Raw genomic sequence first — 18,202 nt, 5'->3', positions numbered from 1 at the left:
TTAGTTAAGAATGATCTCGCGGACAAAGCGACTGCCGAAGTAGGCTAAGGTCAACAAGGTTGCACCAGCGACTGCAAACCAGGTTACTTTGCGACCGCGCCAACCTTTGCGGTAATGACCCCAAAGTAGGACTGAGTAAACCACCCAAGCAATAAAGGAGAGAATCCCTTTATGCGCTTTACCTTGAGCAAACATATCCTGAACAAATACAAAGCCAGTCAATAGTGTGCCTGTCAGTAGCACGTTACCGATCAAAATAATATTGAATAGCTGACGCTCGACCATCAGCAATGGCGGCAAGTTTGGATTGATTGCTAGCGCTTTCTTCGCTTTCAGCTTGTGATCTAGCCAAGCCAGCTGCAGTGCATATAGAGCACCGATGGTTAAGGTTGAATAGGAAAATAGCGCTAAAGAGATATGAATCAGCAGTTTAGGGTCTTGCTCAAGGTGAGTAATATAGGTGCTTGGTAAGAAAGCAGCTGCGATTAAGTTAAGCGCTGAAAAACTGTATACCACAGGTAATAAGAACCACAGGCGAGTTTTAAGCATTGCCCCGCTCATCACCAAAGAAATGATAAAGCTAATCAGAGAAGCCACGTTCAGGATACTTAGGTTTTGACCTGAATAGCCCAAGATAAGATCGCTAAGCAACCACGCATGAAAAGCCAGCGCAAGAATAGCACTGACGAAAACGGTTTTAACGCGGATCCCTGTTTGATGAACAAGTCCCGGAACTATGGTTGCAATCGCTAATGAATAGAGTATTGCAGCAACAACGGCAATTAAGTTGTCCATTATTCTCTAACAGCTGGTGGATTTTTAACAAATTATACCCTGCATCAACGGCTTGAGCTATGAATTATCACTTTCATTTCCTCAGCATGAGATATCAAAAGTAATCTAGGCAGTGTCAAGCTTGGGTTGGCTAAGGTATACTCATAGTAATTTTCGCCAAAAGTGATGGGCGAGCCTACTTGCAACCGTCTAGGTAAAGAGACAAAGATGTTTGAGAATTTAACGGATCGATTATCCAAAACGCTGAAAAACATCAGCGGTAAAGGTCGACTGACCGAAGATAATATTAAAGATACGTTGCGCGAAGTGCGCATGGCACTTCTTGAAGCTGACGTAGCACTGCCTGTAGTACGTGACTTTATTAAACGTATTAAAGAGAGTGCAGTGGGTGTAGAGGTGTCGAAATCTCTAACGCCAGGACAAGAGTTCATTAAGATTGTTCAATCTGAGCTAGAAGCAGTAATGGGAGAGTCTAACGAGGCTCTTAACTTAGCTGCTCAACCGCCAGCTGTGATCTTAATGGCCGGTCTGCAGGGTGCAGGTAAAACGACCTCTGTAGGTAAGCTATCCAAACTTTTAACAGAGCGTGATAAAAAGAAAGTTTTGGTTGTTTCTGCCGACGTTTACCGCCCGGCGGCGATTAAACAGCTAGAAACATTGGCCACTGATGTTGGTGTGGACTTCTTCCCATCGACAGCCGATCAGAAGCCTATCGATATTGCTAACGCAGCGATTGACCACGCGAAGAAGAAATTCTACGACGTGCTTATTGTCGATACCGCAGGTCGTTTAGCGGTTGATGAGCATATGATGGCTGAAATTCAACAGCTACATAGTGCAATTAAACCAGTTGAGACGCTATTCGTTGTTGATGCAATGACAGGTCAAGATGCGGCGAATACGGCAAAAGCTTTTGGCGATACCCTACCACTAACGGGTGTGGTTCTAACCAAAGTCGATGGTGATGCGCGTGGTGGTGCTGCGCTGTCTGTTCGTCATATTACAGGTAAACCGATTAAGTTCTTAGGTGTTGGTGAAAAAACTGACGCACTAGAACCGTTCCACCCAGATCGTGTCGCTTCACGCATTCTTGGTATGGGTGACGTACTGTCACTGATTGAAGACCTTCAGCGTAATGTCGATACCGAAAAAGCAGAGAAACTGGCTAAGAAGTTCAAAGAGAAGAAAGGCTTTGACCTTGAAGACTTCCGTGAGCAGCTAGGACAAATGCAAAACATGGGCGGCATGATGGGCATGATGGATAAGCTGCCAGGCATGAACAATCTTCCGGACAACGTGAAAGATAAAGTTGACGATAAGATGTTTAAGCAGATGGAAGCGATCATCAACTCAATGACGATGAAAGAGCGTCAGCGCCCTGAATTGATCAAAGGTTCGCGTAAGAAGCGTATTGCGGCGGGTTCTGGTACTCAAGTACAAGACGTAAACCGATTGCTGAAGCAGTTCACCCAAATGCAGAAGATGATGAAGAAGATGCAGAAAGGTGGCATGAAAGGCATGATGCGCAACATGCAAGGCATGATGGGCGGCATGGGTGGAATGGGCGGCGGTGGCGGCTTTAATCCATTCGGTCGTTAATTTCGTCTAGCGATAAAAATTTCAAGGTGTTAGCTAGCTCACAAACTTAAAACCAGTTTTATGTTGGTGAAAAAGTAGCTAAAGACCTTGCATTGCTCCGGAATAAGAGTAAAATTCCGGAGCTTTATTTTGGCACGAGCCCCAAATCATTTAGCAATAAATGATCTCTGGGGTTAATTTTATTTTTGAGAAGCAAAGAGGACGACATGGTAACCATTCGTTTGGCACGTCACGGCGCTAAGAAGCGTCCATTTTATCAAATCGTAGTAGCGGACAGCCGCAATGCAGCAACTGGCCGTTTCATCGAGAAAGTTGGTTTCTTTAACCCAACAGCTCAAGGTCAAGAAGAAGGTCTACGTCTAGATCTAGATCGCGTTAACCACTGGGTTGGTCAAGGCGCATCTCTATCTGACCGCGTTGCTAAGCTAGTTAAAGACGCTCAAAAAGCGGCTTAATTCTTACCAAAAGAAGAAATTAGCTTATGTCGATGAAAGGTAATGAAACGATGAGCGATAACAAGATTGTTGTGGGTAAGTTCGGTGCTTCTTACGGCATTCGTGGATGGCTTAAAGTTTTATCCTACACAGACAATGCTGAAAGCATATTTGATTACGCTCCTTGGTGGATTAACCAAGGTGGTCAGTGGGTTGAATACAAAGCAGAAAGCTGGAAGCGCCATAACAAAGGTTTGGTGGTAAAGCTGGAAGGTCTGGATGTGCGCGAAGAAGCGCAATTACTGACAAACTTTGAGATTCTAATTGACCCTGCGGTATTACCAGAATTGCCATCAGACGAGTTCTATTGGCGTGATTTGATTGGAATGCAAGTAGTAACTGATAAAGGTTACGATCTAGGTACTGTCTCTGACATGCTAGAAACTGGCTCCAACGATGTTTTGGTAATTAAAGCAAATCTTAAAGATGCTTTCGGGCAAAAGGAACGATTAATTCCGTTCCTTGAAGAGCAAGTGATCAAAAATATTGATCGTGAAGCTCAACGGATCGAAGTTGACTGGGATCCTGGATTCTAAACTCCAAATATTCAGAGCGAGATAAACATGTGGGTTGGCGTAATAAGCCTATTTCCTGAAATGTTCCGTTCTGTTACCGATTTTGGAGTAACAGGTCAAGCGGTTAAAAAAGGTCTTTTGTCGATTAAGACTTGGAATCCTCGTGATTTCACGCACGACAAACATCGCACTGTTGATGACAGACCTTATGGTGGTGGCCCAGGTATGCTGATGATGGTACAGCCTTTGCGCGATGCTATTCAGACAGCTAAGCAAGCCTCACCAGGTAAGACGAAAGTCATCTACCTTTCTCCTCAAGGTCGCAAGCTCGATCAAAAAGGAGTCGAAGAGTTGGCAACAAATGAGAACTTGCTTCTGATTTGTGGTCGCTATGAAGGGGTAGATGAGCGCATCATTCAATCTGAAGTTGACGAAGAATGGTCAATTGGGGATTTTGTGATGACAGGTGGGGAAATCCCAGCCATGACGTTAATTGACTCAGTGTCTCGGTTTATTCCGGGAGTGCTTGGAGATTTTGCGTCTGCGGAAGAAGACTCTTTCGCGAATGGCTTGTTAGATTGCCCACACTATACGCGTCCTGAGGTGTTAGACGGTAAAGAAGTACCTTCGGTACTCAAGTCTGGTAACCATAAGGATATTCGTCACTGGCGACTTAAACAGTCGTTAGGCCGTACTTGGCTTAGAAGACCAGAACTCCTGGAAAACCTAGCTCTGACTGACGAACAGGAACAATTACTGGCCGAATTTATCAAAGAGCACCGCTCTGATAAGAAGTAAGCAGTAACCTATTAAATTTAGTATCAGTTTATTCTAGGAATATAAAAAATGAGTAACATCATCAAGGCTCTTGAAGAAGAGCAAATGAAAAAAGACCTACCTAACTACGCACCTGGTGATACAGTTGTTGTTCAAGTTAAGGTAAAAGAAGGTGACCGTGAGCGTCTACAGGCTTTCGAAGGCGTTGTAATCGCAATCCGTAACCGTGGTCTACACTCTGCATTCACTGTACGTAAGATTTCTAACGGTGAAGGCGTAGAGCGTACGTTCCAAACTCACTCTCCAATGGTTGATAGCATTGAAGTTAAACGCCGTGGTGCAGTACGTCGTGCCAAGTTGTACTACCTACGTGAGCGTTCTGGTAAGTCAGCTCGTATCAAAGAGAAACTTGCTAAGAAGTAATGCTATAACTAGCGTTCTCATAGTATTAGCGGAGGCCATTTGGCCTCCGCTTTTTTATTCTTTGCTTATAACTTGCTATTTCCCTCTCTACCGTTGTCATCGGTGCTCATTTACTGGCGTAAACTCCGCGCCACTTCCTAGGTAGAAAGGCAAATATCTACGTTCTAAGCTAAAAATAACGTATGACATGACAGCCCAAGTAATGCGACGGATACAAAAAAACCGATGTTCTTACATCAGCTTCTTTTCTTTCATATCCTGTGGTGCAGCGCTCTCGACTTACTAGTATTGGTCTTCTGACCAACCATCTGAATCAGACATATCAGGCGCGCCTGGAATTGTGTTTTCTTCATCAGCCCACTCGCCGAAATCGATCATTTGGCACTGCTTACTACAGAATGGACGGAAAGGGCTTTGCTCACCCCATGGAACGTCTTGGCCACATTGCGGACATGGCACTATGGTAATTTTTGACATGGTAATTCTCTAACTTAAGGCGAACGATATCGCTAGTATACTAGGAATAATAAGAATATTCGGGGTGGATTAGCAGCAAACGGCTAACTTGAAGTCTATCTCGGCGGTTGAGGCTTGGCCTGATTCAAACTCGATAAACTTAATCGCAAAGCGATTTTTGTGGCCGGAAATCATCGGATACACCCCATAATGAACGGGCAGTTCTAGACGGAGAATATTCGCGTCTTCAGCATCACTTTGGTAAAAGCCTGATTTAGCCTGGATTGCACGGAAATGACCAGTTTCACGGGTGAGTTTGAGCCACTGTTTTAGAGCGATTGAGAGAGGCTCTAATGAGCTTAACCATTTGTTCGCATCGGCACGCTTTTTCTCGATAGGTAGGTGTAGCCAGTGATGCAGCGCAGGTAAGTCAAAACAACATGAGCCGCCTGGTAAATTGAAACGTTGGCGGATGGCACTTAAGAAACGATCTTCTTTTAAACTTTGGCCGAAACGTTCTGCACCCATTAAGCCTGCGTGCGCAGCATCAACTTCGCTTAACACATTTTTCAGCATTGCTTGATCGACACCTTCGACATTAAGCCAAGAGCGGTAAGCAAGACGCTGCTTTTCGATATCTTTAGCCAATTCACTCTTAAGTTGAATTTGCTCAAAGATTTCGACGATATCAAACAGAGAACGATAGAAGGTCAGGTGCTGCATGTCGTCACTAAACTTCGCCGCAATATTTAGCTGATTGAGCAGGGCTTCTACTCTCAGGTAAATACGGGTCTTTTCATTGAGTGGGTGTTCGAAGTAGTGGGTTGTCATTAATATGCAGCTCTGGGTTCTTGTCATCCTATTCTCACAGATTTTCACTGCATATTTCTAGGAACTTTTGGTGCAATTCTGTGATTTGAGGCAAAAGTTTTTGGTTTTTTGCATCATTTTTAATCACATAGTCAGCAATGGCCAGTCGTTGCTCTCGGCTTGCTTGAGAGGCTAGGATAGATTTTGCTTGATATGCGTCTACCTTATCACGTTCTACGGTGCGTTGGATCTGAGTTTCTTCATCGACATCGACAACCAAAATCTTATCTGCCAAAGATTGTAAGTTGTTTTCGACCATTAACGGGATGACCAGTAATGCATAGTCAGATTTGACCTTGGTAAGCTCATCCAGCATTTGTTTTCTGATCATCGGATGCAGCAGTTGATTTAGCCATGCTTTACTTTCTGGTTGGCTAAATATGATTTCTCTGAGCTTTGCTCGATCTAGCGTACCGTCCTTTTGAATCACTTGATTGCCAAACTTCTCGGTGATGGCATTGAGCCCCGGCGTGTCGGGTTCAACAACTTGTCTAGCGACAATATCGGCATCAACAATCTCAATAGCAAACTCTTGATTGAAAAGGTTCGCTACGGTTGTTTTACCACTGGCAATTCCACCAGTTAATCCAATAACTAAGGCCATATTAAATACCTACAAAGTTGCCTAAATACCAGTCAAGGATAAGATCTCCCCACATTAAACCGATCCAACCGGCAATGGCGAGGTAAGGACCAAAAGGGAAGGCTTTATCAATACCTTGTCGCTTGAGTCGTAATTGAATCAATCCAAACACCAGGCCAACCAATGAAGAGAGCAAAATGATCATAGGTAGGTACTGCCAGCCTAACCAAGCGCCCAAAGCGGCGAGTAATTTAAAATCGCCATAGCCCATACCTTCTTTGCCTGTCGCAAGCTTAAATGCCCAATAGACAACCCACAGTGATAAGTATCCAGCGATGGCGCCGATAACGGCATCTTGCAATGATACAGGACCGATACCAATAAGTGCTATGGTTATACCTGCCCAGGTTAACGGCAGAGTTAACTGATCCGGTAGCAACATGGTATCTAAGTCGATAAAGGTCGCGGAGATGAGCACAAAGGTGAAAAAGATCAGGCATATAGCATAGAAGCTAAAACCAAACTGAACCGCCACCATCAAGGACATTACTCCGCTTAGGAGCTCGACAAGCGGATAGCGCGCACTAATTTTATTGCTGCACTGATGGCACTTACCTCTCAGTAGTAGCCAGCTAATGACCGGGATATTATCGATAATGCGGATGCGGGTGTCGCATTTTGGGCAGGTAGAAGCTGGAATGCTTAGGTTATAAGTGCCTTGTGGCGGCTCAATTTTATACTCAGGGAAGCTTTCAGCGCACTCTTTACGCCACTCGCGCTCCATCATGATCGGTAGGCGGTGGATGACGACATTAAGGAAGCTGCCTATTATCAGACCGAAGATAGCGGCCAATACGGGAAATAGCCAAGGGTAATAATAAAAAATATCCATAAATAGGTGCAGCTTGGTCGCCAGTAAAGAGTGTTGATTTGTATATTATCCTAAGACACTCATTAAGTTAAAGATAGGTAGGTACATTGCGATCACTAATCCGCCCACGACTACGCCAAGAAAAACAATAATCATAGGTTCTAGCACCTTGCTCAGGTTATCGACGGTATTCTCCACTTCAAACTCATAGATCGCGGCTACTTTGTTGAGCATATCATCTAAGCGACCAGATTCTTCGCCAATCATGACCATCTGCAAGATCATCTCCGGAAAACAGTCTGCGTTACGCATAGCAATATAGATAGGTACTCCGGCTGCTGTGTCATCATAAATACGCTCAATAGCCTGTTGATAATAAGTGCTGTCTGCCGTTTTGGCTGAGCTTGTTAAGCAACTAAGAATTGGGATACCTGCGTTTAAGCTAGTTGCTAATGTGCGGCTGAACTTTGCGATCGAAGCCTTACCCATGACAGCGCCAATTATTGGTATTTTTAGTCCAAGTCGACTCGCGGCCAAACGAGCGTGAGAAGAGCGCTTACTGATTTGACTCATGATGAAGACCAAGCCCCCTAGAGCTAAGAGTACGCTCGAGCCGTAAGTTTGAGTGAAATAAGAGAGCTGCAGAACTTTTTCGGTAAACCATGGTAGGTCCGCACCAAAGCCTTTAAACATCGATTCAAATTGAGGAATGACTATAGTAAGCATTAGGTAGGACACCGTTAGTGCGGTGACGACAACCATACCGGGGTAAATTAAAGCCTTAATGACTTTCGCTTTGAGCCGCTCTGACTTTTCTCGATAAGTGGCAATACGCTCAAAGGCGTCAGCAAGATTGCCGGTTTGTTCTCCCGTTGTGACAAGATCAACATATAAACTGTCAAAGTGGCGACTTGCTGTGTGCATTGCTTTTGATACTGGTGTACCTGACTCAACCGCTTTGGAAATGTGTGCCAGTATCGATTTCATTTCCGCTTTACGGTGGTTATCGGCCACCAGTTTTAGAGCATGGATGATTGGCACCCCTGTAGCGAGCATGGTCGCAAGCTGTCGAGTTAACAGCGTGACATCTTTGCTTGTTACTCGCTGAGCTAAACGAGTAAAGGTGGAAATCCGCTTCGCCTTGAGTCTTCTAATTCTTATCTTTTGTTGCTTAAGCTTATCCCTCACTTCGGTTTCATTTAACGCCAGCAGTTGACCGGAGACTCGCTTGCCTGAGCGATGAGTACCTTTCCAACGATAGTTTTTTAATTGAGCTTGTGAGCGCTTTGCCATTTTTATTCCCTGCTAAATGTAGAGCACTCGCTGCAACTCGTCATAGCTGGTTATTCCCGCAAGAAGTTTTTCAATACCAGACTCTTTTAAGGTCTGCATACCTTGCTGTTTGGCGAGAGCCTCGAGTTGTTCTACCGTTAAACCTTCACTGATAGCTTGTGCAAGGCAGTGGTTAAACGCCATCACTTCATAGATCCCTGTCCGTCCTGAGTAGCCTTGGTTGCATTCACTGCAGCCTCGCTTATTGGCCTGATAAATCACGCTCTCAGGAGTAAGGTTCAGCTGTTGTTCCAATGGGGGAGGCAGAGTGGTTGGCTGCTTGCAGTGGCGGCAGAGTTTTCTCGCCAGACGCTGGGCAATGATTAAGCTCAATGAGGATGCGATATTAAATGCTTCAATGCCCATATTGCGCATTCTAACCACGCTCTCAGCGGCGGAATTGGTATGCAGGGTAGATAGCACTAAATGGCCTGTTTGAGCCGCTTTAACGGCAACTTCGGCGGTTTCCAAGTCGCGAATTTCGCCAACCATCACCACATCTGGGTCTTGACGAAGAAAAGCACGCAATGCCTGTGCAAAGCCAAAACCAATTTGTGGCTGGACTTGTACTTGGTTGATTCCGGCTAGGTTGATTTCTATTGGGTCTTCGGCGGTGGCAATATTCACCTCGCTGGTATTGAGAATTTTCAGCCCAGTGTAGAGTGAGGTGGTTTTGCCACTCCCTGTCGGCCCAGTCATTAAAATCATCCCCTGCGGCTTGCTTAAAGCGGACAAGTACAGCGCTTGCTGCTGAGCGTTATAGCCGAGATTATCGATGTCGAGGCTTGCACTGCTGCTGTCTAAAATGCGCAGAACAATTTTTTCTCCCCATTGTGTAGGTAAGGTCGAGACTCGCATATCCACCGAGGTCTCTGAATTCAGCTTGAGTTTAATTCGCCCATCTTGAGGTAAGCGTTTTTCGGCGATATCGAGCTTGGCGAGTATTTTTAGTCGTGCAGCAAGGCGGCGATTAAGGTGGTGGGCAGGTTGCTGAGTTTCAACCAAAATGCCATCGCAACGTAGCCGAATTCGGTAAAGGTGCTCATAGGGTTCGAAATGAACATCAGACGCCCGCTTTCGCACGGCATCAAGCAAGACTTGATTGATGAAGCGGCTGATTGGTGCTTCATCGGTACTCAGATCTTCAATGTTTGATAGCTCATCTGCAGAGACTTGGACCAATGAGGCAAGCTCTTGTTCATTGAGATCTTTATTATGTCCTAAGGCCTCTCCAGTAATCGCCTGACCATATACTTGGCGAATCGTACCTTGTAGTTGTTTTATGTCAGCTAAGACCAATTCGACTTGTAACCCCGTCGCAAAGCGAAATTCATCTTCAATCTCCAAATTGGTCGGGTCGGCGACGGCTAGAGTTAAAAGCTGCGAAGTTTGAGTGATAGGTAAGGCTTGAAAGCGGCTGATAAGCTCTCTTAAGCCAAGTTTGTTACACAAAGTCTGGTAGTTAAACTGACTGAGCCTTGTTTCTGGTAGGCCAAAAATCACGGAGAGTTGTTTGGTGAGCTCGCGATGTTCAATGAAGCGCAATTCAAGCACAGCTTCAGGCACCGATACGCCTGAAGCTTTAACGTATTCAACCAGTTGGGCTTCCTGCGCCGTGTCGATGAGTTGAGCTTGGCGTAAGATAGAAGGAAGGTTGGTTAGCATCGTTGGCTTTCTAACATCCGCTTAAAGTTGGAACTGTGCTGGTGGCGCTACAGCTCCATCCACTCGCACTATCGCGAGAGTAGGTGAGAACTTCTGAGCTGGTCATTGAGCTGTCAGAGCCGAAGGTAAACTTAAGCGTCGGCGTAGAGCCTGAACTCGCCAGTTCTGACGCGAGAGTGCCTAACTTATTGACGCCACTAGCTGTACCTAGCTGAGTCAATGTGGCAGCAGAGGCGGTGCCATTTTCTTGGTAGAAAAGCTCAGCGGGGGTAATAAGAGATTTGAGCGTCGCCAAAGCTGATGCCGCTTCAGACTTTTTGACGTAGTTGGTATAAGCCGGGATAGCAATGGTTGCCAGCACGCCAATGATGGCCACAACAATCATCAGCTCAATTAGGGTAAAGCCAGCCTGATGGTTGCGTTGTTTAGTTTGCATTATTTCTCTCCATGGACGAAATGCGAAAAGTGGGAGAGAGGATAATCACTATATATCAGTGAAGGTAACGCTGGCTTAGGGCTTTCCGAGTCGATTGTTAAAACTTGCTACGTTATTTGATTTTACTTTGCATATTCATTGGAGCGAGAGCAAAGTTTATCGAAGAGGAGCTTGGCATTGATACAAAAACAGAGACTCAATGGTCTCTGCTTTGGGATTTAATCATCAGCGCTGTTCACTAGCGTTGTATTACTTAAAGCGCATCGAAAGGTCCATCGCTTTCAAGTGCTTAGTCAGTGCGCCAACTGAGATATAGTCAACACCCGTTTCAGCGTACTCACGTAGTGTCTCAAGAGTCACGTTACCTGAGTTTTCTAGTGCAGCGCGACCTGCATTAATCTTGACTGCTTCACGCATCATATCGGTGGTGAAGTTATCCAGCATAATGATATCGGCACCTGCTTCAATCGCTTCTTGCAGCTCTGCAAGGCTTTCTGTTTCAACTTCCACTGGTTTGCCAGGGTTCAGCTCTTTAGCTGTTTTGATCGTCTGAGCAATGCCGCCATTGGCGATGATGTGGTTTTCTTTAATTAGGTAAGCATCAAACACGCCAATACGATGGTTAAAGCCACCACCACATGCAACTGCATACTTTAATGCACTGCGCAGGCCAGGAATGGTTTTACGTGTATCGAGCAGGCGACAATCCGTGCCTTCAAGCTCTTTAGCGTATTGAGCAGTAATCGTTGCGCAGCCAGACAGCGTTTGGATAACGTTCATCGCATTGCGCTCACCGGTCAGTAGGGCACGTGCAGGGCCTGACAGTGTGCAAAGTACTTGGTTCGGCTCAACGCGATCGCCATCTTCGACGTTCCACTTGATAGTCACTTCGCCGCCGAGCTGTTTGAACACTTCATCCGCCCAAGCTTTACCACAAAAGACACCATGTTCACGAGTGATCAGTGTTGCTTCATTGTGAGCATCAGCAGGAATTAGACTTGCGGTAATATCTGCAGCAGGATCCAGAGTTCCGCCTAGATCTTCTTTAATCGTTTCGGCAACAGTGCGAGCAATTTCTAAAGGCAGTTGCTGTTTCAAATATTCGAGGCGTTCTTGGCTGTTATGTGTGTTTTTCATCGCAAATCTAATACGCAGTTGAACAAGTGGTGGGCATGATACGATGACTCAGCGTGAAATTCAGCCATTAATCTCGCATTTCATGGCCAAAGGGATAAAATCACCATTGATTAGGATAGAAAGAGCTGAAAAATGATTGATAACCAAGGCTGGTACAGTGAAGCCAGACATGTCCCTTCGCCGTTTTATGATCAAAGAAGCGATGAGGCGGATATCTCACTGCTAGTGGTGCACAATATTAGCCTGCCACCGGGCCAATTTGGTGGTCCTTATATCGAACAGTTCTTCACCGGAAATTTGGATCCTAATGAGCATCCATTTTTTAAAGTTATTCACCAAATGGGCGTATCGGCACATTGCTTGATTCGACGTGATGGTGAGGTAGTGCAATTTGTGCCTTTTATTGCCCGCGCATGGCATGCCGGCGCTTCTAGTTTTTCTGGCCGAGAGAAGTGTAATGATTATTCGATTGGCATTGAGCTAGAAGGGAGCGATTTTGTCGCCTATACCGATGAGCAATACGCTGCGCTGACTGAGCTTACCAAGCAGATACAGAGTCAATTTCCGCTGATTACTTTGCCGAGAATTACCGGCCACCAATATATTGCGCCATTGCGTAAAACCGATCCGGGTTTGGTGTTTGATTGGGTGAGGTTTAGAAGTGGGTTGTGTTGCTAGGGCCGTTTAGGCCGTGGAGTTGTCATTCCTTAGAACGAAGAATGAGTGAGTAAGGAATCTCTTGAGTTTTTCTGTTGCTTTAAGAGATTCCCAACTCGGTCGTTCCTTCCTCTCGGGAAAGACGATGTTTACTATAAATATTTTTGCTTCTAAAGCGACTCTTGGTACTCAACCAGAATCTGCTCCACCCAAGTTGCGATACGCTCATCGCTGAGTTCATATTGTGAGTCTTCATCTAGAGCAAGACCGACAAACTTAGTGTCATTTTCAGTCAAGGCTTTCGACGCTTCAAACTCATAACTGTCGTCATTTGGCCAGTAACCGACGATATTGGCACCGGTCTTTTTAATCTCGTCGTGCAGGAGCCCCATCGCATCGAGATACCATTCGCCATAACCTTCTTGATCGCCTAAGCCGAACAGAGCGACGGTTTTGCCAGCGAGCGCTACGCCCTCGATTTGATCCCATAATTCGTTCCAGTCTTCTTGGATTTCACCAAAGTCCCACGTCGAGATACCTAAGATTAGAAAATCATACTCCGCCATTAAAGAAAGAGGAGATTCTTTAACATTATGAATATCAACAATATCTGCACCAATGATATCGCGGATCTTCTCTGCCGCCATTTCTGTGTAGCATGTGGTAGAGCCGTAAAATAGAGCGATTTTCATAGTATTCTTTATTATTGTGAAAAACTGATGGTGAATTCTAACCACAAATTGGCGAGCTTTGCAGCGAATATCGGTCTCTGGTGTGATTTTTTATAGCTTTATTTGTGTCGGGCACTTACATTTGAGCGCATAACGAAAATTAGAGGTGTGCTGTGTCAGAACAAATGTCACCCGATCAAGGCATTGTGGAACAGTTTCTTGATGCGATGTGGATGGAGCGCGGATTATCCGAAAATACGCTCGCTTCCTATCGTACCGACTTAGTCAAACTGCTACGCTGGATGTCGATAAATAACTATAAGTTGGATTTTATCAGTCTATCGGGATTGCAAGAGTACCAAGCCTGGCTGGTGGATGAGGGCTATAAGCAAACCTCTCGTGCAAGAATGCTCTCAGCCATTCGTCGTCTGTTTCAATACCTTCACCGTGAGAAGGTACGTGGCGATGATCCGAGTGCGTTACTGGTCAGTCCGAAACTGCCTAAAAGATTGCCTAAAGATCTTAGTGAAGAGCAAGTTGATGCGCTGCTTGATGCGCCCGATCCTAATGATGCGATGGAACTGCGCGACAAAGCGATGTTGGAACTGCTGTACGCCACTGGTCTACGTGTGACCGAGCTTGTTAGCTTGACGATGGAAAATGTCAGCTTGCGTCAAGGGGTTGTACGGGTAACGGGTAAAGGTGGTAAAGAGCGCTTGGTTCCAATGGGCGAAAATGCTGTCGATTGGATTGAAACTTTTTTGCAACAAGGGCGGTCTGAGTTACTTGGGGAAACTACATCTGACGTGGTTTTTCCGAGTAAACGAGCACGACAAATGACCAGACAGACCTTTTGGCATCGTATTAAGCATTACGCGGTAATTGCGGGGATTGATACTGAACAGTTATCACCACACGTGTTACGCCATGCGTTTGCGACCCATTTACTCAACTACGGTGCAGATTTACGTGTTGTGCAAATGTTGTTAGGTCATAGTGACTTGTCTACCACACAAATTTATACTCATGTAGCGACAGAGAGATTAAAACAGCTACATAGTGAACATCATCCGAGAGCCTAACGGACAAAGTTAAGCTTAAATTGATTTAAGGTGAATTGAATGAGCGTATTACGCCGAATGACTCTACTTACGTTGCCATTATTGTTGGCGGCGCAGAGCGTGTCAGCAAACGAAGTAAAATTTGATAAAGGCCAGCTAGAAGAGCAATTTTCAAAACTCGGTCTTGAAGTGAAAGAAGTTGTCCCTGCTGATATTGATGGATTGGTAGAAGTTCAGACCAGCGGCGGCATCTTGTTTGCCTCTCCAAACGGAGATTACTTCTTAGCAGGTACTCTGTATAAGTTAGATGAAAACGGACAATATGAAGACGTATTGGCGAAACGCCAAGCACCAATCAATGCCGCCAAAATTGAAGCGTTTAAAGACAGCATGATCGAGTTTAAAGCAGACGACGAAAAGTACGTTGTGACTGTCTTTACCGATATTACTTGTGGTTACTGTGTTCGTCTGCATAGTCAAATGAAAGGCTATAACGATTTAGGTATCACTGTTCGTTACATGGCTTACCCACGCCAAGGTGCGACGGGTGACGTTGCAGACCAGATGGCTGCAATTTGGGGTGCAGAAGATCCGCATACCGCGATGCACAACGGTAAGGTAAAGCGTGAGATCCCAGAGCAAGGCAAAGACTTTGCTAAGTACCAAGAGATGATCAAGCAGCATTACACGCTAGGTCGTGAGCTAGGTATTAGCGGTACGCCTGCTATCTTCCTACCGAATGGCGAAATGGTTGGTGGTTATTTACCGCCAGCGCAACTTATTAAGCGCCTAGAGCAAATTAAATAATCAGCAAAAGAGCCTCTTCACGAGGCTCTAATATTTTTTATGATAGAAATCCAACGTAGACCCGAGATCGATCTAAACTTACTTCCAGATACGATACCTGCTTTGCTTAAGCGCATTTACATCTCGCGTGGTATCCATAGTCTTGAGCAGTTAGAAACCACCGCACGTTCACTGCACTCTTACCAAAAGCTCCATGGTATCGAGCTGGCTGTTGAGCTGCTCTTCAATGCTATCAAAGACAACAAGCGTATTATTGTGGTTGGAGACTTTGATGCAGATGGAGCCACGAGCTCGGCGCTGTCGGTACTAGCCCTGCGCATGTTAGGGTCGAGTAATGTTGATTATCTGGTGCCAAATCGATTTGAAGATGGCTATGGGTTAAGTCCTGAGGTTGTCGACCAAGCGATTGAACTTGGCGCGCAAGTTATTATGACGGTGGATAATGGTGTCTCTTCAATAGATGGTGTTCGCTACGCCAAAGAGAAGGGATTACAAGTACTGGTAACTGATCACCACTTGCCAGGACATGAGCTACCCAACGTCGATGCCATGGTTAACCCAAACCTACAAGAATGCGCGTTTCCATCAAAAGCACTGGCGGGAGTCGGTGTCGCTTTCTATCTAATGATGGCGCTGTGTGTTCATATGCGCAAAACTGGATGGTTTACTCAGCAAGGTATGGCTGAACCTAAGCTGATGGAGCTGATTGATCTAGTTGCATTGGGCACCGTTGCAGACGTGGTACCGCTTGATGAAAATAATCGTATTTTGGTTCATCAAGGGCTGCAACGTATTCGAGCAGGTAAAGCGCGCCCGGGTATTCAAGCGCTGATTGAAGTGGCGAAACGTGACGCGAAAAGGCTAGTCGCTTCTGACTTTGGTTTTGCGCTAGGACCGCGCATCAATGCTGCAGGTCGACTGGATGACATGTCATTTGGTGTTGAGTTGCTGTTGAGTAATAACATTCATGCTGCGCGCCGTATGGCCAGTGAGTTAGATGGCCTTAACCAAACTCGTAAAGAAATTGAAGAGGGCATGAAGCAAGAAGCGATGGCCATTTGTGAGCGTCTTCAATTTGGTGAGAACATGCCTCATGGTTTGGTTATGTTTCAGCGTGATTGGCACCAAGGCGTTATCGGCATTTTAGCTTCGCGTATTAAAGAGAAATTTCATCGTCCAGTGATCGCATTTGCCGATGGCGGAGAAGGTAGTATCAAGGGCTCATGTCGCTCTATTCCTGGCCTGCACATGCGCGATGTACTGGATCGCATTGATACCCAAAACCCAGGTTTGATTGTTAAGTTTGGTGGCCACGCGATGGCAGCGGGTTTGACGATCATGGAAAGCAACTTTGAGCGTTTTTCTAAGCTGTTTGATGAGGCGGTAAAACAGGACTTAGATGAAGCGGCACTGAAAGGTGTGATTTTATCCGATGGTGAGCTAACGCCAGAAGAGTTCTCGATGCATACCGCTGAAATGCTACGGGCTGGTGGGCCTTGGGGACAAGCTTTCCCTGAGCCGATGTTTGATGGTGAATTTAAAGTATTGCATCAGAAGCTGGTCGGTGAAAAACATTTAAAGCTGATGCTTGAGCCGCTGCATAAAGGTCACCCGACCAATATCATGATTGATGGTATTGCGTTTAATGTAGATCTACGCCGCTGGCCAGATGCGTCAGCGAAAACCGTTCGACTCGCTTATAAGCTGGATATCAACGAGTTCCGTGGTAATCAGTCACTGCAATTGATGATTGATCATATTGAGGCTAGCTAGTCGATACAAATGCCTCGTGCCTAAAATTAGTCACTTTATTATGACTTGATACATAAGTAGTCCTTCCATAGAGTGACGAAGGAGCGAGTAGGGAATCTCAAAAGGTGTCCTACTCGCTTTAAGTTCGTGCCTCACTCTTGAGGATGACAGTTGTTTCAAAGTTTTACTCTTGTAAATCATCTATCCCCTCGAACTTTTCTTCTCATTCCCTAATAACCTTTCATATTTATTTAAAACTTACCAATCAAACTGTGATGGCTGGCACGATTTTTCCCCATCTGTTTATATTTTGTAATTGGTCAGACCAATTTGATTGCTGTTTTAATCGACTATTGTTATCAAAGTGTTTATACGTCACTCGTTCTATGATTTGGGTCAATTTTTGACTGGAACTTGCGTTTTAATTATGTTAATTTTCCTGCCAACTTAAAATTGGTATTACCAATTACCTGCAAAGAGTAGAAGAACAATAACTATGGCTTATCAAAGGATTCGTCAGCCAAAACTTTCTGATGTTATTGAACAAGAATTAGAAAGGCTGATTGTGGAAGGAACATTGTCTCCGGGGCAGCAGTTGCCGCCAGAGCGTGAGCTGGCAAAGCAGTTCGATGTGTCCCGTCCATCAATCCGTGAGGCAATTCAACGCCTTGAAGCTAAACGTCTTCTTACTCGTCGTCAGGGTGGTGGCACATTCGTTAGCGAGAACATCTGGACCAGCTTTTCAGATCCTCTGCTAAATTTATTGTCTAGCCACTCTGAGACACAGCTGGATTTACTAGAAACGCGTCATGCGATGGAAGGTATTTCCGCTTATTTTGCAGCGGTTCGTGGTACCGACGAAGACTTTGAGCGTATTCAGGCTTGCCTGAAGAATATCAGCGAAGAGCAGACTAAGAAGAATGTCGAAGCAGAAGCGGCTGCAGTTATGCAGTTTCTGATTGCTTTAACCGAAGCAGCTCACAACGTGGTGCTTCTACATATTGTTCGTAGCCTAGCGCCTTTGCTTGAGCAAAATGTCTTACAGAATTTAAAGCTCTTACATCGCCGCGATGAAGTGGTCGAAAAAGTAAGTAAACATCGAGCTAATATTGTGGATGCGATTGTTTCTGGTCAGCCTGAACAGGCGCGTGAAATGTGTCACTCACACTTAGCTTATATCGAAGAAACATTGTTGGATTTGACTCGTGAAGAGTCGCGCAGAGAGCGTTCTTTGCGTCGAATTCAACAAGGTAACGACTCTTAAGGTCGTTGCGTAAATAACTAGATCCAACCAACAGAAG

20 protein-coding genes are annotated in these 18,202 nt (G+C 45.3%); 10 read left to right on the top strand and 10 right to left on the bottom strand.

Going from position 1 to position 18,202, the window contains the following annotated elements:
• On the bottom strand, positions 1–795 hold the full coding sequence (locus ACHUFZ_RS15785; RefSeq protein WP_053441121.1) for a cytochrome C assembly family protein: 795 nt from the start codon (positions 793–795) through the stop codon (positions 1–3).
• Positions 796–1,002: 207 nt separating this feature from the next.
• On the opposite strand from ACHUFZ_RS15785, the gene ffh reads away from it, so the two are divergent.
• The 5 genes from ffh to rplS all read left to right on the top strand — a co-directional run bounded on the left by ffh (position 1,003) and on the right by rplS (position 4,603).
• Entirely contained in the window at positions 1,003–2,394 is a 1,392-nt protein-coding gene (gene ffh / locus ACHUFZ_RS15780; protein WP_394127892.1) for a signal recognition particle protein, read from the top strand.
• Between the two features lie 206 nt (positions 2,395–2,600).
• Positions 2,601–2,849: a 30S ribosomal protein S16 gene (gene rpsP, locus ACHUFZ_RS15775; protein WP_004410028.1), complete on the top strand. Its 249-nt coding sequence runs from the start codon at positions 2,601–2,603 to the stop codon at positions 2,847–2,849.
• Positions 2,850–2,875: 26 nt separating this feature from the next.
• Positions 2,876–3,424 carry a ribosome maturation factor RimM gene (rimM, locus tag ACHUFZ_RS15770; protein WP_053441122.1) on the top strand — a complete coding sequence of 183 codons (549 nt, stop codon included), beginning with the start codon at positions 2,876–2,878 and terminating at the stop codon, positions 3,422–3,424.
• Positions 3,425–3,451: 27 nt separating this feature from the next.
• A complete protein-coding gene (gene trmD, locus ACHUFZ_RS15765) occupies positions 3,452–4,201 on the top strand; it encodes a tRNA (guanosine(37)-N1)-methyltransferase TrmD (RefSeq protein ID WP_394127891.1) in 750 nt (249 codons plus the stop codon).
• A 48-nt stretch (positions 4,202–4,249) separates the two neighbouring features.
• Positions 4,250–4,603 carry a 50S ribosomal protein L19 gene (gene rplS, locus ACHUFZ_RS15760; protein WP_004410033.1) on the top strand — a complete coding sequence of 118 codons (354 nt, stop codon included), beginning with the start codon at positions 4,250–4,252 and terminating at the stop codon, positions 4,601–4,603.
• A gap of 282 nt (positions 4,604–4,885) precedes the next feature.
• On the opposite strand, the gene yacG is transcribed toward rplS, so the two are convergent.
• The 8 genes from yacG to nadC all read right to left on the bottom strand — a co-directional run bounded on the left by yacG (position 4,886) and on the right by nadC (position 11,953).
• Positions 4,886–5,080 (bottom strand): DNA gyrase inhibitor YacG, encoded by a 195-nt coding sequence (yacG, locus tag ACHUFZ_RS15755; RefSeq protein WP_053441124.1) that lies wholly within the window; start codon positions 5,078–5,080, stop codon positions 4,886–4,888.
• A gap of 69 nt (positions 5,081–5,149) precedes the next feature.
• The gene (gene zapD, locus ACHUFZ_RS15750) at positions 5,150–5,890 is read right to left on the bottom strand and encodes a cell division protein ZapD (protein ID WP_134835567.1); all 741 of its coding nucleotides are present in this window, start codon (positions 5,888–5,890) and stop codon (positions 5,150–5,152) included.
• Between the two features lie 34 nt (positions 5,891–5,924).
• The gene (gene coaE, locus ACHUFZ_RS15745; RefSeq protein WP_394127890.1) at positions 5,925–6,533 is read right to left on the bottom strand and encodes a dephospho-CoA kinase; all 609 of its coding nucleotides are present in this window, start codon (positions 6,531–6,533) and stop codon (positions 5,925–5,927) included.
• A 1-nt stretch (position 6,534) separates the two neighbouring features.
• On the bottom strand, positions 6,535–7,404 hold the full coding sequence (locus ACHUFZ_RS15740; RefSeq protein WP_394127889.1) for a prepilin peptidase: 870 nt from the start codon (positions 7,402–7,404) through the stop codon (positions 6,535–6,537).
• A gap of 45 nt (positions 7,405–7,449) precedes the next feature.
• A complete protein-coding gene (locus ACHUFZ_RS15735) occupies positions 7,450–8,676 on the bottom strand; it encodes a type II secretion system F family protein (protein WP_394127888.1) in 1,227 nt (408 codons plus the stop codon).
• Positions 8,677–8,688: 12 nt separating this feature from the next.
• A complete protein-coding gene (gene pilB, locus ACHUFZ_RS15730; protein ID WP_394127887.1) occupies positions 8,689–10,380 on the bottom strand; it encodes a type IV-A pilus assembly ATPase PilB in 1,692 nt (563 codons plus the stop codon).
• 10 nt (positions 10,381–10,390) lie between these two features.
• On the bottom strand, positions 10,391–10,816 hold the full coding sequence (locus tag ACHUFZ_RS15725; RefSeq protein WP_394127886.1) for a type IV pilin protein: 426 nt from the start codon (positions 10,814–10,816) through the stop codon (positions 10,391–10,393).
• Positions 10,817–11,065: 249 nt separating this feature from the next.
• The gene (gene nadC / locus ACHUFZ_RS15720; RefSeq protein ID WP_394127885.1) at positions 11,066–11,953 is read right to left on the bottom strand and encodes a carboxylating nicotinate-nucleotide diphosphorylase; all 888 of its coding nucleotides are present in this window, start codon (positions 11,951–11,953) and stop codon (positions 11,066–11,068) included.
• A 132-nt stretch (positions 11,954–12,085) separates the two neighbouring features.
• Here nadC and ampD point away from each other — a divergent pair, with 132 nt between their 5' ends.
• Complete coding sequence (gene ampD / locus ACHUFZ_RS15715; RefSeq protein ID WP_394127884.1) at positions 12,086–12,631, top strand: 1,6-anhydro-N-acetylmuramyl-L-alanine amidase AmpD; 546 nt, start codon at positions 12,086–12,088, stop codon at positions 12,629–12,631.
• A 149-nt stretch (positions 12,632–12,780) separates the two neighbouring features.
• Here ampD and fldB read toward each other — a convergent pair whose 3' ends face one another.
• Positions 12,781–13,302 (bottom strand): flavodoxin FldB, encoded by a 522-nt coding sequence (fldB, locus tag ACHUFZ_RS15710; protein WP_394127883.1) that lies wholly within the window; start codon positions 13,300–13,302, stop codon positions 12,781–12,783.
• Between the two features lie 164 nt (positions 13,303–13,466).
• Here fldB and xerD point away from each other — a divergent pair, with 164 nt between their 5' ends.
• From xerD to pdhR, 4 genes are all read left to right on the top strand, one after another.
• Positions 13,467–14,363, top strand: coding sequence for a site-specific tyrosine recombinase XerD (gene xerD, locus ACHUFZ_RS15705; RefSeq protein WP_394127949.1), 897 nt, complete (start codon positions 13,467–13,469; stop codon positions 14,361–14,363).
• Positions 14,364–14,402: 39 nt separating this feature from the next.
• Positions 14,403–15,149: a thioredoxin fold domain-containing protein gene (locus tag ACHUFZ_RS15700; protein ID WP_394127882.1), complete on the top strand. Its 747-nt coding sequence runs from the start codon at positions 14,403–14,405 to the stop codon at positions 15,147–15,149.
• A 39-nt stretch (positions 15,150–15,188) separates the two neighbouring features.
• A complete protein-coding gene (gene recJ, locus ACHUFZ_RS15695; protein ID WP_394127881.1) occupies positions 15,189–16,922 on the top strand; it encodes a single-stranded-DNA-specific exonuclease RecJ in 1,734 nt (577 codons plus the stop codon).
• A 475-nt stretch (positions 16,923–17,397) separates the two neighbouring features.
• Positions 17,398–18,165, top strand: a complete 768-nt coding sequence (gene pdhR / locus ACHUFZ_RS15690; protein ID WP_394127880.1) for a pyruvate dehydrogenase complex transcriptional repressor PdhR — start codon at positions 17,398–17,400, stop codon at positions 18,163–18,165.
• Positions 18,166–18,202 lie beyond the last annotated feature (37 nt).

The sequence above is a fragment of the Vibrio hepatarius genome (genome assembly GCF_043642085.1).
Classification (GTDB): Bacteria; Pseudomonadota; Gammaproteobacteria; order Enterobacterales; family Vibrionaceae; genus Vibrio; species Vibrio hepatarius_C.
Note: the sequence above shows the minus strand (reverse complement) of the source record. Positions and strands in the feature narration are given on the sequence as shown.

Excerpts from the sequence above, each read along its gene's own strand:
- ffh (WP_394127892.1), top strand. The coding sequence starts at position 1,003 with ATGTTTGAGAATTTAACGGATCGATTATCCAAAACGCTGAAAAACATC.
- ACHUFZ_RS15700 (WP_394127882.1), top strand. The coding sequence starts at position 14,403 with ATGAGCGTATTACGCCGAATGACTCTACTTACGTTGCCATTATTGTTG.
- ACHUFZ_RS15785 (WP_053441121.1), bottom strand. The coding sequence starts at position 795 with ATGGACAACTTAATTGCCGTTGTTGCTGCAATACTCTATTCATTAGCG.
- zapD (WP_134835567.1), bottom strand. The coding sequence starts at position 5,890 with ATGACAACCCACTACTTCGAACACCCACTCAATGAAAAGACCCGTATT.
- rimM (WP_053441122.1), top strand. The coding sequence starts at position 2,876 with ATGTCGATGAAAGGTAATGAAACGATGAGCGATAACAAGATTGTTGTG.
- ACHUFZ_RS15725 (WP_394127886.1), bottom strand. The coding sequence starts at position 10,816 with ATGCAAACTAAACAACGCAACCATCAGGCTGGCTTTACCCTAATTGAG.
- rpsP (WP_004410028.1), top strand. The coding sequence starts at position 2,601 with ATGGTAACCATTCGTTTGGCACGTCACGGCGCTAAGAAGCGTCCATTT.
- rplS (WP_004410033.1), top strand. The coding sequence starts at position 4,250 with ATGAGTAACATCATCAAGGCTCTTGAAGAAGAGCAAATGAAAAAAGAC.
- fldB (WP_394127883.1), bottom strand. The coding sequence starts at position 13,302 with ATGAAAATCGCTCTATTTTACGGCTCTACCACATGCTACACAGAAATG.
- ampD (WP_394127884.1), top strand. The coding sequence starts at position 12,086 with ATGATTGATAACCAAGGCTGGTACAGTGAAGCCAGACATGTCCCTTCG.
- yacG (WP_053441124.1), bottom strand. The coding sequence starts at position 5,080 with ATGTCAAAAATTACCATAGTGCCATGTCCGCAATGTGGCCAAGACGTT.
- coaE (WP_394127890.1), bottom strand. The coding sequence starts at position 6,533 with ATGGCCTTAGTTATTGGATTAACTGGTGGAATTGCCAGTGGTAAAACA.
- xerD (WP_394127949.1), top strand. The coding sequence starts at position 13,467 with ATGTCACCCGATCAAGGCATTGTGGAACAGTTTCTTGATGCGATGTGG.
- ACHUFZ_RS15740 (WP_394127889.1), bottom strand. The coding sequence starts at position 7,404 with ATGGATATTTTTTATTATTACCCTTGGCTATTTCCCGTATTGGCCGCT.
- recJ (WP_394127881.1), top strand. The coding sequence starts at position 15,189 with ATGATAGAAATCCAACGTAGACCCGAGATCGATCTAAACTTACTTCCA.
- pilB (WP_394127887.1), bottom strand. The coding sequence starts at position 10,380 with ATGCTAACCAACCTTCCTTCTATCTTACGCCAAGCTCAACTCATCGAC.
- ACHUFZ_RS15735 (WP_394127888.1), bottom strand. The coding sequence starts at position 8,676 with ATGGCAAAGCGCTCACAAGCTCAATTAAAAAACTATCGTTGGAAAGGT.
- nadC (WP_394127885.1), bottom strand. The coding sequence starts at position 11,953 with ATGAAAAACACACATAACAGCCAAGAACGCCTCGAATATTTGAAACAG.
- pdhR (WP_394127880.1), top strand. The coding sequence starts at position 17,398 with ATGGCTTATCAAAGGATTCGTCAGCCAAAACTTTCTGATGTTATTGAA.
- trmD (WP_394127891.1), top strand. The coding sequence starts at position 3,452 with ATGTGGGTTGGCGTAATAAGCCTATTTCCTGAAATGTTCCGTTCTGTT.